At 65.1% G+C, this 15836-nt stretch carries 15 protein-coding genes and 1 pseudogene; 12 read left to right on the forward strand and 4 right to left on the reverse strand.

Translation table 11 applies throughout. The features are described 5' to 3' along the window. The first annotated feature begins 29 nt into the window (after nucleotides 1–29). Nucleotides 30–869, forward strand: a complete 840-nt coding sequence (locus ACIG5A_RS31480; protein ID WP_397246702.1) for an alpha/beta fold hydrolase — start codon at nucleotides 30–32, stop codon at nucleotides 867–869. Nucleotides 870–1046: 177 nt separating this feature from the next. Beyond that, entirely contained in the window at nucleotides 1047–1544 is a 498-nt protein-coding gene (locus ACIG5A_RS31485) for a hypothetical protein (protein ID WP_397246704.1), read from the forward strand. A 41-nt stretch (nucleotides 1545–1585) separates the two neighbouring features. Here ACIG5A_RS31485 and ACIG5A_RS31490 read toward each other — a convergent pair whose 3' ends face one another. Then, nucleotides 1586–2476 (reverse strand): LysR family transcriptional regulator, encoded by an 891-nt coding sequence (locus ACIG5A_RS31490; RefSeq protein WP_397246706.1) that lies wholly within the window; start codon nucleotides 2474–2476, stop codon nucleotides 1586–1588. Between the two features lie 231 nt (nucleotides 2477–2707). Here ACIG5A_RS31490 and ACIG5A_RS31495 point away from each other — a divergent pair, with 231 nt between their 5' ends. The 4 genes from ACIG5A_RS31495 to ACIG5A_RS31510 all read left to right on the forward strand — a co-directional run bounded on the left by ACIG5A_RS31495 (nucleotide 2708) and on the right by ACIG5A_RS31510 (nucleotide 7013). Next, entirely contained in the window at nucleotides 2708–3088 is a 381-nt protein-coding gene (locus tag ACIG5A_RS31495) for a VOC family protein (protein ID WP_397246708.1), read from the forward strand. A 93-nt stretch (nucleotides 3089–3181) separates the two neighbouring features. Beyond that, entirely contained in the window at nucleotides 3182–4720 is a 1539-nt protein-coding gene (locus tag ACIG5A_RS31500) for an MFS transporter (protein WP_397246710.1), read from the forward strand. Continuing rightward, nucleotides 4705–5247 carry a serine hydrolase domain-containing protein gene (locus tag ACIG5A_RS31505; protein WP_397246712.1) on the forward strand — a complete coding sequence of 181 codons (543 nt, stop codon included), beginning with the start codon at nucleotides 4705–4707 and terminating at the stop codon, nucleotides 5245–5247. Before ACIG5A_RS31500 ends, ACIG5A_RS31505 begins: the two co-directional genes overlap by 16 nt. 308 nt (nucleotides 5248–5555) lie before the next feature. Then, complete coding sequence (locus tag ACIG5A_RS31510; protein WP_397246714.1) at nucleotides 5556–7013, forward strand: serine hydrolase domain-containing protein; 1458 nt, start codon at nucleotides 5556–5558, stop codon at nucleotides 7011–7013. Between the two features lie 174 nt (nucleotides 7014–7187). Here the strand turns inward: ACIG5A_RS31510 and ACIG5A_RS31515 are convergent, their stop codons facing one another. After that, nucleotides 7188–7808 (reverse strand): TetR/AcrR family transcriptional regulator, encoded by a 621-nt coding sequence (locus tag ACIG5A_RS31515; RefSeq protein ID WP_397246716.1) that lies wholly within the window; start codon nucleotides 7806–7808, stop codon nucleotides 7188–7190. Nucleotides 7809–7878: 70 nt separating this feature from the next. Here ACIG5A_RS31515 and ACIG5A_RS31520 point away from each other — a divergent pair, with 70 nt between their 5' ends. Both ACIG5A_RS31520 and ACIG5A_RS31525 read left to right on the forward strand, forming a co-directional pair. Next, on the forward strand, nucleotides 7879–9351 hold the full coding sequence (locus tag ACIG5A_RS31520; protein WP_397246718.1) for a carotenoid oxygenase family protein: 1473 nt from the start codon (nucleotides 7879–7881) through the stop codon (nucleotides 9349–9351). An 89-nt stretch (nucleotides 9352–9440) separates the two neighbouring features. Next, on the forward strand, nucleotides 9441–10607 hold the full coding sequence (locus ACIG5A_RS31525) for an MBL fold metallo-hydrolase (RefSeq protein ID WP_397246720.1): 1167 nt from the start codon (nucleotides 9441–9443) through the stop codon (nucleotides 10605–10607). A gap of 469 nt (nucleotides 10608–11076) precedes the next feature. Here ACIG5A_RS31525 and ACIG5A_RS31530 read toward each other — a convergent pair whose 3' ends face one another. Next, a complete protein-coding gene (locus ACIG5A_RS31530; RefSeq protein ID WP_397246722.1) occupies nucleotides 11077–12354 on the reverse strand; it encodes an ATP-binding protein in 1278 nt (425 codons plus the stop codon). Nucleotides 12355–12607: 253 nt separating this feature from the next. Between ACIG5A_RS31530 and ACIG5A_RS31535 the strand changes: the two are divergent. The 4 genes and pseudogenes from ACIG5A_RS31535 to ACIG5A_RS31550 form a co-directional block, all read left to right on the forward strand. Then, nucleotides 12608–12772: pseudogene (locus ACIG5A_RS31535) on the forward strand (DUF255 domain-containing protein); the annotation flags it as partial. Nucleotides 12773–12956: 184 nt separating this feature from the next. Continuing rightward, a complete protein-coding gene (locus tag ACIG5A_RS31540; protein ID WP_397246724.1) occupies nucleotides 12957–13913 on the forward strand; it encodes a hypothetical protein in 957 nt (318 codons plus the stop codon). A gap of 82 nt (nucleotides 13914–13995) precedes the next feature. Next, complete coding sequence (locus ACIG5A_RS31545) at nucleotides 13996–14859, forward strand: TIGR02391 family protein (protein ID WP_397246726.1); 864 nt, start codon at nucleotides 13996–13998, stop codon at nucleotides 14857–14859. A gap of 361 nt (nucleotides 14860–15220) precedes the next feature. After that, nucleotides 15221–15463: a hypothetical protein gene (locus ACIG5A_RS31550; RefSeq protein ID WP_397246728.1), complete on the forward strand. Its 243-nt coding sequence runs from the start codon at nucleotides 15221–15223 to the stop codon at nucleotides 15461–15463. Between the two features lie 149 nt (nucleotides 15464–15612). On the opposite strand, the gene ACIG5A_RS31555 is transcribed toward ACIG5A_RS31550, so the two are convergent. After that, complete coding sequence (locus tag ACIG5A_RS31555; protein WP_397246730.1) at nucleotides 15613–15834, reverse strand: hypothetical protein; 222 nt, start codon at nucleotides 15832–15834, stop codon at nucleotides 15613–15615. Between the last annotated feature and the right edge of the window lie 2 nt (nucleotides 15835–15836).

Here is a 15836-nt window from a genome sequence, read left to right on the forward strand (position 1 = left end):
ATTTCTCAACAATCCCAAGGGTGAAGCACATGCATGCTCGAAGTAGGGCCACAGTCGCCTCGGACAACGCGACCTGGACCGGCATGGTGCCGGTCGGCGATACGGAACTGGCCGTCACCGACACCGGCGGTTCCGGTATCCCGGTGATCTATCTCAACGGCCACATGGCATCTCAGCGGAATTGGCGGCGAGTCATCGCCGAACTCGGGCCGCAGTGGCGGCACATCACCTACGACATGCGGGCCCGGGGCAAGTCGAAGCGTTCGGCGGACTATTCGTTCGCGACGAGCGTCAACGATGTCGACGCTGTCCTCGCGGCCAGGGGCGTGCAGCGGGCGCTGGTGGTCGGCTGGTCCTACGGCGCGTTCGTCGGCGCACACTGGGCCAGCCGCAATCCCGACCGTACGGTGGGCGCGGTCCTCGTCGAGGGCGCGCAACCCTACGACTGGATCGATGAGATCGATATCGAGCAGATGCGAAAGCTCTGGCGGCGGTTGAACTTTCTCATGGTGTTACTGCGCCCGACGGGCCTGGCGCCGCGGATGACCGCCGAACAAATGGCGAACAGCAATATCGAGGCCGGCGAGATCGCCCGCGAGCGCGCACTGGGTCCCGTGCTGGACAACATCACCGTCCCGACCCGCTATGTGAACGCCTCGGGGTCGTCGTTGGGCAGCAAAGGCGATGGGCAGGAACGCATCCGCGCCAGCCTGGACCAGGTGGTCCAACGCAACCCGAACATCGAAATCCACGCGAAGGTTCCCAGCAACCACGGCAGCATCCTCCGCAAGGACTTCCGCACCATCGCCGCGGCCATCCGCGAAACAGCCACCGCATCCCGAAACCACCCGGGCCCCTCGACCCGGTAGCCCGTCGGCCTCGCCACCCGCGCGGCTCAGGGGGCGGAGGTTTCCGCAGGGCGGCGCAGCTCAATCGGATCGAGATGCGCTGTCCCCGAGATGAATTGCTCCGATTCCCGTCTATCGGCATGACCTCGCGCGCACAATCGAAGTAGTCGGATATCCGGCGTTCGCTGGGGAGGGGCCATGCACAACCCGATCACGGTGTCTTCGGAGTTGTCAGTGCGGCGTCGGCTCGCGGGCGTGCTCATGATCGCGGCGCTCTGCGGTATGGCCGGATGCGGGGACGACGAGGGGCATCCGGTGCCTGCCGACATCACTTCGTCGCGGTCGACGACACCGCCCGTGACGACGCCCCGCACGACTACCACCACCGCGGCACCGACACCGACCGCACTGCCGGAGGCCGCGGACGGCACGAATCTGGATGCCTGCGTCGACGGCAACTGCGAGGTACAGATCGACGGTCCGACGGTCATTCCGATATCCGTGCCCGGTCGCCTCGACAGCCTCGAGGTCGAGGCGATCACCGCCACCTCGGTAACGCTGAAGGTGATCATGGGATCCGGAACGAGGGGGAACGCCACCACCGGAGTCGGCGGAACGATCAACTTCAACGGCGTGGTCATCAGGCCGATAGCGATCAAGGATGGCTCGGTAGTCCTGAGCGTGGCCACTTCCTGACATCGAGCGTTGTGGCGGGCTCGGGATCAGGCGCTGATGTGTCAGAAGCTGGCCTGGCCCAGGTCGCGGATGACCTCGGCCAGGGCGCGGATGCGTGCGTTGTCGGCGTCCGAGCGCCAGATGAGCGCCCAGGTCAATCGTGGCTCGCCTTCGATGTCGAGATAGACGACGTCGGGACGGGCGAAGTAGCGGCTGCCGTGCGCACCCATCGTGTGCACGATTCCGTCGTGGACGACGGCCAGCAGGATGTCTTCGAGATTGGTGACCTCGGCGACCTTGTCGACCGGGCGGCCCGACGGCGTATAGAACGAGTTGAACGCGTCTTCCCAGTATTCGGCGACGGCCGATCCGGAGGTGGCGCCGCTGTAGTTGCCGCGCGTCTCCGCCGGCACCGACTTGCGGTCGGCGAGCTCGTGCCCTGCCGCAACGAGCAAGGTCTTCGGCTCAGTGAACAGGACCGGTCCGACCGTCAGATCGGGTTCTTCGATGGGCAGCCAGGTGATCAGTGCGTCGATCTCCCCGTTGCGTAGCGGGGCGAACGGATCGACGAACGGGTTGTGCCGGATCTGCAGGCCCCACTGCGGATGACGGGCGCGGAATGCGTCCCAGAACGGCCGCAGCTCGTGCGTGTTGGCGGCGATCGTGCCGATCCGCAGCACCTCGTCCTTGCCCTGCGCGGCCAAGCGCGCCTTGGCCACGCTCTGGTTCAGGCCGCGGTACAGCGGCTGCAGATCATCGCGCAACTGCTCGCCCAGCGTGGTCAAGCGGACGGTGCGGCTCGTGCGTTCGAACAGGTCCGCACCGACCATGCGTTCCTGTTTTTTGATCGCCTGGCTGATCCGGGCCGGTGATACGTGCAGCCGCTGGGCGGTCCGGCCGAAATGTAGTTCCTCCGCGAGGGTCAGAAAGATCTCGATATCACGCAGTTCCACGCCGACCCCGTTCGATCACCACCGGAGAATCGACGCTACCCCATCCTGCTGACGTCTCCTCACCTGCGGTGACGTGCGGTACGGGCGGGTCGTTAACCCGAGGGTTAACCGGCATTGCGAACTGTGTCGTTGTTCGCCGTCCGCCGACATCCGATGCTTGGTGGACACCGCCGCCCACCGGGTCGGCGGCCATCGCACCCAGATGACTTCGAGAGGAGGCGAGTCGGTGACATGAACGTTGTCGGTACCGCGGTGATCCTGATGGTTGCCGACCCAGCCGCGTCCAGTGAGTTCTTCGGCGCCCATCTCGGGTTCCGTGAGATCCTCGCCAACGAGGACTTCATCTGCCTCGGCCGCGATGACGCGTGCACCGAGATCGAACTTCGGCGCTCGAATCCCGAACTACCGCAACCGAGTCCGTGGCCGACCGGCGTTACCACGTCGCTCGCCGTCATCGGCATAGCCGGCGAGTACGAACGACTGCTGCGCGAAGGCGCGCACATCACCGCTCCGCTGCATCGAATGTCCAGCGGCGAATGGGCGCTGCGGCTCACCGATCCCAACGGCGTGGTGGTGCAACTCATCGAGTGGATCCCGCCCGCCGGGGCCTGATCGCCATACCTGCCGATCCCACCGAACGCGCCTGCGCGTGCGGCGATCCATGGCGCCCCGAGCATGGGGTGCGCATTTACCGGAAAGATTCCCATGGAAGTTGTATCGAAACCGAAACATCAAGCGGCCCAAGGGAGTAACCCCCGGCGCTGGTTGATCCTCATCGTGCTCTGCCTGAGTACTCTTGTCCTGGTTATCGACAATATGGCGCTGTCGGTGGCCGTTCCGTCGCTGGCGGCGAATCTGGATGCGAGCGCGCAGGACATCCAGTGGATCCTCGACTCCTACATACTCGTTTTCGCCGGCTTGCTGCTCACCTCGGGAAGCCTGTCCGACCGATACGGCCGCCGCCGGGTGATGATCGTCGGACTGGTGTTGTTCGGTGGCGCATCCCTGGTGGCGACACTGGCCGAGACGTCGGCGCAACTGATCGTGGCGCGCATCGTCATGGGCGTCGGCGGCGCCATGATCATGCCGTCCACACTGTCCATCCTCATCACCGTCTTCGATGCGGGGGAGCGCCGCCGAGCGATGTCGGTGTGGGGTGCGGTCAGCATGCTCGGCCTGGTGAGCAGTCCGATCATCGGCGGCGCACTCATCTCGCACTTCTGGTGGGGCGCAATCTTTTTGATCAACGTGCCGATCGTCGTGCTTGCCGTGGTGGCGGCACTCGCGCTGATGCCGGAATCGACGGGCCCGTGGCGGCGACCGGATCCGCTTGGCGCCGTGCTGTCGGTGGCAGGCATGACCGCGCTGGTGTGGACCATTATCGAGCTACCGCGTCACGGCCTGACCGGCTCGGCCACCCTCACCACGGCGGCCGTCGCCGTCATCGGCCTGGTGGGGTTCGTTATTTGGGAGAACATCACTCCCGATCCCATGGTCCCGCTGATGTTGTTCCGGGATCGTGATTTCAGCGGCGGCAGTCTCGCGCTCACCCTGGTACAGGTCGGCAACGGCGGTCTGCTGCTGGCGCTGCCCCTGTATCTGCAATCGGTCCTCGGCTACTCGCCCGCCGCGGCCGGGTTGGCATTCATCCCGTTGGCGCTGGCGTCCCTGATGGGCAACACATTCGGCGCGACCGTTGGCGCACGTTTCGGGAACCGGGCGCTCGCCGTGAGTGGTTTGGTCGTGATGGCGATCGGGTCGGTGCTGCTGGCGTCGCTGAGCGCCGACAGCGACTTCGTGATGGTCGCGATCGCGCTGTTCGTATTCGGTGCTGGCGGTGGCTCGGCCATGCCCGCGGCGATATCGGCGCTGATGGGCGCCGTTCCGCCCGCCCAGGCCGGGGTCGGCTCCGCGCTCAACGACACCATCCAACAGGCGGGCGCCGCGCTGGGCGTGGCGATTCTGGGCAGCATCCTGTCGAGCCGATTCAGTCGTGGCTTGCCGGAATCGGCTCCCGAGCAGGCGCGGCACTCGATCGGTGACGCGCTCGCCACCGCCGCGCGGACCGGCGACTCCGCGCTGGCCGACACCGCCCGCCACGCATTCGCCACCGCCATGTCGGGCAGCTTCCTGACCGGCACGGCCGGAATCGCCGCCGCGGCGATTCTCGCACTGTTCGTCATGCGCGGCCGTGATGCATCGACTCACCTCGAGGATGGAGAAACGTCTTGTCGTACAACGTAACTTGGGATCACCGGGGCAACTGGCAGGCATCCGGCACAGGTCCACTGTCGAGAGACGGCCTGCGCAGGATGCGGGATGTGCTGAGCGAGCACGTCGCGTCCGGAGCGATTCCCGGGCTGGTCGCGCTGATCGACAATGGCGAGGAATCGCACATCGAGGCGCACGGAACCTTGCATACCGGCGGCACCGAGCCGATGCGACGCGACACGATCTTTCGGCTCGCGTCGGTGACCAAGCCGATTACCGCGGCGGCGGTGATGGTCCTCATCGACGAGTGCAGATTGCGGCTGGACGATCCGATCGATGAATGGTTGCCCGAACTGGCGAACCGGCAGGTGCTGAAGCGGATCGACGGCGAACTCGACGACACCGTCCCGGCTCGGCGTTCGATCACCGTTCGGGACCTGCTGACCTTCACCTTCGGATTCGGCATGGTCGCGGCGATGTCTTCGAATGCTGCTGAACCGCGGCATCCACAAGGGCGAACGCGTCCTGTCCAGGCCCGCTGTCGGGTTGATGACCACTGATCATCTGACCCCCGGGCAGCGCGCCGGGAAGGACGAGCTGTTCAGCACCGAGGGCGCGGGAGGTTTCGGCAACCAGGGCGGCTTCGGGTTCTGCAAACCTGGGCCAATTCGGTTGGGACGGTGGGCTCGGCACCTCGGCCTACGCCGATCCGGCCACCGGATTCACCGGTGTCCTGCTGACCCAGGCGGCAATGGACGGCCCGGACACACTGCGCCTTTCGCGGGACTTCTGGACCATCGCCTGTCAGACGCTGGAGAACTGACGGCGGGGCTCCCGCTTCATCAACACACGATCGAGAGGAAAGACATTGTCCAAGAACGTAACTTGGGACGAGAAGGGCGCCTGGAAGGCGAAAGGCGCTTGGGGGGAGACTGATTCGCAGGGCGGTGGCTTCTCGGTCGCGCATTGGCAGGCACGCTTGGATGAGTTGCGCGCGGCGCGCCACGTGCCAGGCGCGACGCTGGCGGTGCTGGTCGGTGGCGAGATCTACGAGCTGGCAAGCGGTGTGCTGCACCGGGGTACCGGAGTCGAGGTCACCGCCGACTCGGTGTTCCTGTCCGGCTCGGTAGCCAAGATCTACACCGCCACCCTGGTCATGCAGCTGGTAGGTGAGGGGCTGCTGGATCTGGACGCGCTGGTGGTCGATGTGCTGCCGGAGTTCGGGACACCGGATCCGGCGGCGACGAAGGTCATCACCGTTCGCCAGTTGCTCAGCCATACCGGCGGCTTGACCAACGATTTCAACCGTGACACCGGTCGCGGCGACGACTGCCTCGAGAAATTCGTGGCCGCGGCACGTGAAGTGCCGCTGGACTGTCCGCCCGGCAATGCCCTGTCCTACGCAGGCGTCGGATACGCCGTGCTCGCCCGCATCGTCGAGGTGTTGCGCGGCAAGACGTGGGACGAGGCGATCCGTGATCACCTGGCCGGGCCGCTCGGCCTCGAGCACCTGATGACGCTGCCCGAGGAGGCGCTGCGCTTCCGGGGCGCCATGTCGCACCTGGGCGATGCGGGTGTCGACCCGGATCCGGCGCCCGTGTGGGATCTCATGCCCCGGTCGATGGGCCCGGCCGGGCGGGTGATCACTACCGCGGGCGATATGGTCCGGTTCGCGAAGTTGCATCTCGATGGCGGCGTCGCGGCGGACGGCAGCCAGGTGCTGGCCGCCGACGCGGTGACCGCGATGCAGCACCCCGAGACCGAAACCCCCGACAAATGGACCGTCAGCTCCGACGCCTGGGGGCTGGGCTGGACCCTGTACGACTGGAACGGAATTCGCGGCTACGGCCACGACGGCGCCGCGGTCGGCCAATACGCCTACCTGCGCGTGGTCCCCGAGGCCGGGGTGATCGTCGCCCTGATGACCAACGGCGGCGGCGCCCGCCAGCTATATGCCGACCTGTATCGGGAACTGCTCGCCGAACTCGCCGGCGTGCGTATGCCCGACGCGTTCGCCCCGGCGGATCCGCCCATCTCGGTGGATATGACGCCGTTCCTGGGTACCTATCGCCGCGAAGGCGTGGTCATCACGATCAGCCGCGACGATCACGGAAACAGCCATATGCGTTACGAATTCGTCGATGATATGAAGGACATGTCTCCTCCGCTGGAGATGGAGCTCGAGCCCTACTCGGCGAATATCTTCGCCGCGTCGGGCGCCGGACCCTCCTTCAGCGAGGACTACATGCCTGTCGTCTTCGCGACCCTCAGCGACGGCACCCAATGCTGCTACGCCGGCATGCGAGCCGCCCCGAAGGTCGCCTGACACAGCATGATTGCCCACTCGAGTTTCCGCGGGTCGCTGTCGACGATCACGACATTGTCACCGCGTTGGACTCCACCGGTATCGAGGGCGGCACCGATGCTCGTGCGGCCGCGTAACTGAACCAGCTTCGGCGCACAGCGGCAGTTCGCGCCAGCTGACACGGATGTGGCTGCCTCAGGGCCTCAACGCCGCGATAGAGAGGCGGGCGGTTTCGGTGGCGAGTTCATCGACGGTCAACTCGACGGTGCCGTCGAGCCATCCCTCGATGAGCTGATTGACACCGCCGGTGATGAACAGCGCGGCCCGGCGCAGCTGGTCGGGGTCGGGCTGCGCGCCGAGCGCGTCCGGAGCGTATTGCACGACGAGATCGGCTATGCGGCCGAGGATTTCGCGTCGGCGATGGACCAGTTCGGGCACGCCCGCGGGGTCGCTGGCGACGATGCGGTGGACGTGCGGGTCCCCGGCGGCCAGCTCGAGGAAGGCGTGCAGCCCGGCCCGGAGCTTGTCGGCGGCCGCACCCTCGGCGTTCAGTCCGGCCTGCACCATCGCCGCGAGGAGTTGATCGCTCAGCTCGTCGACGATCGCGACCAGCAGCTCGTCACGGTTGGCGAAGTGTTCGTAGAAGTAGCGGTCGGTGAGCCCGGCCGCTTTGCAGACGCCGCGCACGGTCACGGCGCTCAGGCCGGTTTCGCCCCAGAGGCGCCGCCCGACGGTCAGCAGCCGAGTGCGGCGTTCGGCCCGCCGGTCCTCGGCGCTGACCCCGCCGTAGCTGCGGACCGCATCAGACCTCGTCATTGACAGCATCTTAGCCATCGCCCTAAATTGGATGACACGCGTCATCAGATGGTCGATTCAAAGGAGAATCATGTCTGTCCACGACATCGCGACACCAACCGCCGACCCCTACCTGCGGGCCTTCGAACCGCTGCTCGACGAGTTCGACTACCGGGTCGGGCAGGTCGACGGCGCACTGCCCGCCGAGCTGACCGGCACGCTGTACCGGATCGGGCCGGGTAAGCACCAGGTCGGAAAGACGCTGCTGCACAACATCTTCGATGGTGACGGTATGGTGTCGCGGCTGGTCTTGGACGGGAAGTCGGTGCACTACCGCAACCGGTATGTCCGCACCTGCCACTTCGAGCACGGGCAGACCTCGGACCGGATCCGGTATCGCGGTGTGGGAACCCAGATTCCGGGTGGGCCGCTGGCCAATATCGGCCGCCTGCCGGAGAACGTCGCCAATACCAATATCGTCAACTACGCGGGTGGGCTGCTGGCACTGTGGGAACTGGGCAATCCACACCGCATCGACCCGGACACCCTGGAAACCTTGGGGCGCTGCGATTTCGACGGCAAGCTCGGCTTCCTCGGCGCGTTCTCCGCGCACCCGAAGTGGGATCCGGCAACCGGCGACATGTACAACTTCGGCCTGGACGTGCTGCCTACCCCGCGTATCCGCGCCCACCGCGTCGACCGCGCCGGGAAGCTGCATTCGCTCGCGTCGATCCCGATGCTGGATCTGCCGTGGAATCACGACTTCGCCCTCACCCAGCGATATTTGGTGTTCGTGCTCGACCCGCTGCTGCCCGACGTGGCGAAGATGGCGCTGGCCACCCATTCGTTCGTCGACTCCTTGCGGTTCAAGCGGTCCAAGGGCACCCGCTTCCTGCTCGTGCCCAAGAACGGCGGGCGGCCGCGCATCATCGAACACGAGGCGCTGCTGCACGTCCATCTCACCAACGCCTACGACGACGGCGACGACGTGGTGGTCGAACTCGTGCGCTTCGACTGCGAATGGGACGATTTCCGCCGCGGCGTCGGGCAGGTCAACACGCCGCACGTGCCCCAGTTCCCGGCGTCACGGCTCATGCAATATCGAATCACCGCCGCGGGCACCGTAATCGAACGCGAATTGACCGACATCACCGGCGAGTTCCCGCAATTCGACTGGCGCCGCGGCACCCGTCGTCACCACTACAGCTACCTCGCCGCCCAAGGCCCCACCTCGGCAGCCCTGAACCGGATCGTCAAGGTCGACCACCGCACCGGCACCACCACCGCCTGCGATCTCGGCCTCGCCTCCGTCGGCGAACCCCTGTTCGTACCCCGCACCCGCGATGCCGCCGAGGACGACGGCTGGCTGCTGTTCCTCAACCACGACCTCACCGAAAACCTCTCGCAACTGGTCATTCTCGACGCCCGCGACCTCGAGTCCGGCCCCATGGCAACCGCATGGCTCGACCACCACGTCCCCTGGGGATTCCACGGCACCTTCAGCCGCCGCATCGCCGCCACCGCGGCACCGGTCCCCGACCCCGGCAGCCTGCCCAGCCGCTGAACGGGCCGAGTCGCGGATCCGTTGCCCGCATCCGCGTGTCGGATCCGCCAGATCGAGACCGGGCCGGATTCCTGGCATACGTTTCCCCAATGTGCGAATGCCGTGCTACCAGCAGCGACACGTTCGATGCCGGGGCGATCGGCTCGGGACCGAACCGGCGATCGTTGCTCGCGTCGGGTCTCGCCGCGATGGGAATGTTCGGCCTCGCCGCGTGCGGCTCGTCCACCTCGAAGCCCGCGGGCCCGACCACGCCGAATCCGGTGCCGGACAGCGCGATCGAACTGATCACCCTCGGCACCGAGGCCGGTCCGCCGCCGGGTGCCGCCCGGGTCGGCATCGCCAGCGCGCTGTCGGTGCGCGGCAAGGTGTACATCGTCGACTGCGGGCGCAGCGCCGTCACCCAGTTCGTCGAGGCCGGACTGAAATTCACCGATATCGCCGGGATCTTCCTGACCCACCTGCACGCCGACCATCTCGCCGACTACAACAACTTCTTCATGCTCGGCGGCTGGTTCCTCAACCCCGACGCCCCCGGCTTCCGGCCGATCCCGGTGTACGGTCCCGGCCCGGCCGGCGGACTGCCCGGCCGCGACGGCGGCGGTGAGGTCTGGACCCTCGGCGACAATCCCACCCCCGGCACCGTCGAGATGACCAACCGGCTGCTCGACGCCTTCGCCTACTCCTACAACATCTTCGCCCGGGATTCCTACCTCCCCGACCCGCGCCGGATCATGAACCTGCACGACATCGTGATTCCCGATGTCGGCGCGAGCTTCACGAATGTCAGCCCCGTCATGAAGCCATTCCCGATCATGTCGGACGACCGCGTCCGCGTGACCGCCACGCTGGTCGAGCACGACGATGTGTTCCCCGCCTTCGCCTACCGCTTCGACCTGGCCGACGGCGGTTCGGTGACCTTCTCCGGCGACACCGTCAAGAGCGGCAACCTCATCACCCTCGCCCAGGGCACCGACCTGCTGGTGCACGAGTCGATCTTCGAAATCGACGAGCATCCCACCAAACCCGCCACCTACACCCCCGCCATGGCGGGCCCGCCCGACTACTTCCTGCGCAGCCACACCCCGGCCATCCAGGTCGGGGAGGTCGCCAAGGCCGCGGACGTGAAGAAACTGGTGGTCAGCCACTACGGCCCCGGCGATCTACCGGACGGCCAGTGGATCGACCGCATCGCCAAAGGCGGCTACGGCGGCCCGATCTCGATCGCCCGGGACAATCAAGTGCACACGATTCGCTGAAACCGAGGACGACTGCCGCCCGGAGACGTCCAACCTCCTTCTGTTCCTGACGGGCCGAAGCCCGCAGCATCAGGCCGTAGAGCAGGTTCGCCGACGGCGAGAGCGCGAGTCCGCGCGCCGTGCGGGCCGCGCGGTGGCTCTGGGCACCCGCGCGGGCAGGCTCACCGGACAACTGCGCGCGCAGCCGTTCCGCACGCTCGGATTGCGTTGCGCGTCCCGCTGATCCGGCGACCGTGTCCGTATCGTAATTTGTTGTGCCACATCATAATTAACGGAACCGACCAGGCGGGATGTACCCGTTCTCGCCCCGGCGGACACTGTGGAAAAGCTGGAAAGACCGGCGGCTACCCCATACCCAAAACCCATTGGTCAGCGCGCCTACGGTGCGCCAACCAACACGAATCCTGGGCGGGCTGAAGGATCGCGACATCGTGCAGAGATGGTCACGGGCCTGATCGCCTGTTCTGGTTCAGGCGGGTGGGGTTGTCCACAGTCGATCGAGGGGGAGGACGTGGAGCTTTTCCTCATACGTATACGACTTCTGGCCGAGATTGATAACCGCGCCACCTACGAAGGCGCTGCCCAGTTTGTTGCGAAGCATCCGGAGCCCTTCGAAGTCGCGGTCGGTCACGGTGCCTGAGGCTTTGACCTCGATCGCAGCGACGGACCCTGTGACGGTTTCGATCACGAGGTCGACCTCTTGCTGGTCTCGGGTTCGGAAGTGGGAGAACGCAACATCTTGTTGTGCCCAGCCGGCTTGCTTGATCAGCTCGTTCACGGTGAACGTTTCGACGAGGTGACCGAACTGGCTTAGTGCTGCGGGAATACGACTGGACAGTTTCTGTTCTGTCAGTCCGGTGAGGTACGCGGCTAGGCCGGTGTCGACGGTATGGACCTTCGCGCTGCGGATAGCCCGTTGGGTGGCCGATCGGGTGAACGGTTCGATGCGATGGATGAGGAACACCGCCTCCAAGAGACCGAGATAGTCCTTGACCGTCGTCGAGTCGAGTCCGACAGCGTCGGCGATGTTCGCGATGTTGATTACTTGGCCGGTCTGGCCTGCGAGCTTTTGAAGTACCTGTGGCAGTACTTGTCGCTGGCGGACTTTGCGGATCTCCATGACATCGCGCTCGACGACGAGGTTGACGAAGTCTCTGAACCACCGATCGCGGGATCGACCAGGTGCCCGAGCCAGAGCGAGTGGGAACCCGCCGGTGAGCACGGCCCGCTCATAGTCGGCACGGGTGGTTGTCGACGAGCTGGCATTCACCAGCGACGCGGGATCGCTGATCAGAGCGTCCAAAGCCGTGTCGAGCGTCCCTGCCAGTTCCCCCTGGGAGAGCGGCCACATCGTCACGATATGGGCTCGGCCGGTTAGCGACTGCGCGGCCGCCGGGAGTGACCCATAGCGAGTCGAGCCGGTCAGAATGAAGCGCCCAGCCCGCAGATTTGTGTTGAGTTCGGCCTTGATGGCGTCCAGAAGCAACGGAACATGCTGGAATTCGTCGATACACACGGGTGTGGGGCGGTCCGAGGCGACGAACAGTGCAGGGTCGGCCGAGACGGCTCGTCTGGTCTCCAGATCGTCGAGATCGAGTACTTGGAGACCAGCCGTCCTGGCACACGCGGAGAGTAGGGTGCTTTTGCCGACTGTGCGGGCGCCGGTCAGCACGACCACGGGTTCGTCGTGGACCAGCTCGGCCAGTACTCCCTGTAGGTGACGTTCGATCAGCTTGGGCTCCGGCATCGTGGATCCTCTCTGATCTGAAATCTGCCGGGGATATAATCCCACATTCGCGACAATAAAATCCCAGAACTGCCAGACATCTAATCCGAGATTTGCCAGGGCATACGACTCCCGGAGCCGAAGCGAGGGATTGGATCGTCACCGAGGGTGGGTTGCGCTATCCGCTGATCTGCCGACGGCTTCGCCACTGATCAGCCGATGAACCCGGATGCGGATCGCCCTGCGTACTTGCCGGGTGTGGAAGGCTGGGAACATGAACCGATTGGCCACCGCGACCTCGCCGTATCTGCGTCAGCACGCCGGGAATCCGGTCCACTGGCGGGAGTGGGACGCGGAGGCGCTGGCGGAGGCGGCGGCCAGGGATGTGCCGATCCTGCTGTCCGTCGGATACGCGAGCTGCCACTGGTGCCACGTGATGGTTTAGGGTTACAAGCCGTATTTGTGCAGGTAGGCGGCGGTTCTTATTGCAAAATCAGCCGTAGGCGCGTTTGATCTGATCTAGATCAAGTCGACTTTGAAGTCGTTCCAACAGTGCAGCGCCTTGGTGTGGGTCGCTGCAATGGTGCCCGTGGTAGCGGGCAGAGCGATGTGGGGAGAGTCTGGTGGACGCTCAGGAGCTCGCGACAATCGCCGCAGAATCTACGACGCCTACGTTCGCGGACATCTCGGTCGCGTCGAACGCGATCGTGACTGCCCTGATCGATGAGGAAACGGTGTTGACTGTCGATGAGGCAGTCGCGATCGTGTGCGATGTGGTGGGAGTGCCGGTGGCGCGTGGCGGGCGGATCGAGATCGGTTCTGTCGCAGTCGCTGTGGTGGCGGAGCAGGTGCGCACCGCATCTGTGCTGGGCTACGTGAAGGTAGTCCATGCGACGCGGCTGGCGATCGCCCGATTGATCGCCCAGGGGTTGATCGTTCCTACGACCATGGGCGGGTCAGATTCCGACCATTCGATCACGGTGCCTTACCAAGTGCGCGGACACGGAAGTGGTGTACAAATTCCGGTGGGCCGCGTCCTGGTTCCGGGGTCGTTTCGAGCGACGCCGGGGCTTTCCGTGGTGGGTGATCTGGCGTTGTTGACCATGGAGCGGTGGGCGGATGTGAAGCCGTTGCTCAATGATCGGTTGTTGCGACTGCTGGAGGAGTGCCTCGATGCGGCACGCCGGGGCAGCCACCTGAGCGCGGTCACATTGATGGGCGCGGTGCTGGAGGGCACGTGGTGGACCGTTGCCGAGAAGCTGCGTAAGCGTGACCCGCAGCTGGATAAGTTGGTAGCTGCCAAGGGGTCTGCGGCGCCGATGCAGGTGAAGGTGGCTGAGGTCCTGCGTGCTGCGAACCTTCCTGCGGGGAAGGCATCAGCAGACGCGCTACTGGCTTTCGCCGGGCAGGTGCGGCAGGTTCGGAACTACGGGATTCATTCCACAGTCAAGGATGACCTCGCTGCGGAGAAGTTTTTCACCGAGACAGGGAGTTATCTGTTGATCCTGCAGGCACATTCACATTTGGTGCAGTTCCTTGGTGCGGCGAGAGCATTGCGCCCGCGCGCTTTTCGCAAATGAGGCGACTCGGTGCGGATCAGGGCTCTCGAACAGCGGGTGAAAACTGACTGTCCGATTGGAGGCGATCTTGCGAAGATGAGCCGTGGCTAACTACAGCAGCGACTACCTGCGGCGACTGCGCGATGCGGTGACCGAATTCGATAGTGCCTTCGAAGCTTGGATGCAGACTCAGGTCGAATCCGATCACATGTCGGCGCGGGGCTTGTTTCCCACAGTTTGGGCGAAGGACGAGCAGGACCCCGCCGAAGTACGCCGCCTTGAGCTCAAGGTCGCAGAAACCGCTGGAGCCGCGGCTAAGGCCGTCGCTGTGACGGGAACCTACATCGCCGTCGCAGGGATCGGAGCTATCGACCCGATCGCCAACTGGTTCATGATGGCGAACCCGAAAGCCCCGCTCAGCCCCAAAGACGTTCGCATGACCGCAGCTACCACTCGTGGGCGACTCGACACGCTGATCGCTGAAGCCGAAGCCGCCTCGGAGTCAGGTCTTCCGGGTTTCGTGCCGTCCCAGCTGCATCCGATGGTCTGGGCATCCGCCGCCGATCACTGGACATCACACCAGTACCGCGTCGCGGTGGTCGAAGCCGCTGAGGGGCTCACGATCCATTGGAAGACAAAGCTCGGGCGCAACGATGTTGACGGCACCGAGTTCTGGCAACAGTCCCTCTCTCCTGGGGAGCCGACGCCTGAGCGCCCGAAGCTGCACTGGCCCGGTGATCGCACCGACAAGACGGTTCGAAGCATGCGCGGTGGCCTCGAACCGATGGCCCGTGCGCTCAATGATTTTGCGACGGGGCTGAATCTGACGGTCCGCAATGTTGCGACACACACTCGGCAAGAGCTGTCCGAGCAGGAAGCGATGGAAAGGCTGGCGGCATACAGCTATCTCGCGAGGCTCCTCGATAAGTGCGAGATCCGCCGCGCGGACGAGGAAGCGAACACGTAGCCGTGGCCGTTATTTACTGGTGCAAACCGGCATTGGCGGTCGTCGTTACGGCCTCTGCTGCGGACGAACGGTGAGGATCTGTTGGGCACATCCGATGGGTCCTCGGGTGTCATGTAGGACGGCCGTGGTCAGGCCCTGATCGACGTGGTCTGGGTGTATTTCCCGGGCGATTCGAAAAGTATCCACGGCCAGTCGAGCGCGGTCGCAGGTTCGGTTCATCGGCGGGGCACGATACAGATGGGAACAGGACCGACCAGCATCTTCTTGCTGGACAGCTGGTGATCGAAGCTGACTTCGCGCTGTGAAAGCGGGGAACCCTCAGCCAGAGTGGCCAGCTGCAGCGCGTAGTACCTGAGTCCAGATGGCCTCAACGTGGCGGGCGAAGGTCTGGCTTTACCGACGAATCCTGGCGCGGTTTCCTGACGAATTTCAGCGGGGTTCCAGCGGTTTTCGGCCATGGCATGCTGGTGAATCTCAGCGCGATACCTACCGCCCGAAGGCGCTCCGTCGGCGCATCCGCACCGACGGAGCGAGCATCCGCGGCGGCCGGATCATGGTGTACGACAAGGACATCGGTGCCATCCTCGCGCTGCGTAAGCTATGAGTGGCTATGCCAGCGAATCTTGACGTCGGTTATCGGTGAATTGTGACGTCACTCGGGCCGTGGAGGGCCGCCGTGTATCGGTGAAAAGTGACGTCACCTGGCTGGTGTGTCGTGTGGGTGTCGATGGTTGATCGTGCCTGCTCGGGTGGTCAGAAGTCGTTGGGCGGCAGGTAGTGTTCGCCGTCGTTGCCGCCGAGCAGGAACGCGAAGCGTTCCAGGTCGGTGCGCATGTCGGCGGCGGTGGAGACCGATCCGCCGAAGTGGTTCAGGGCGGCGGCTGCGGTTGGGTCGGTGTCGAGCCAGTCGCGTAGGAATCCGAGGAGTTCGGCGAGTTCGATGGCGTCTTCGACCGCGATCTGGATCCTGGGCATCA

Source organism: Nocardia sp. NPDC052566 (genome assembly GCF_044547285.1).
Classification (GTDB): domain Bacteria; phylum Actinomycetota; class Actinomycetes; order Mycobacteriales; family Mycobacteriaceae; genus Nocardia.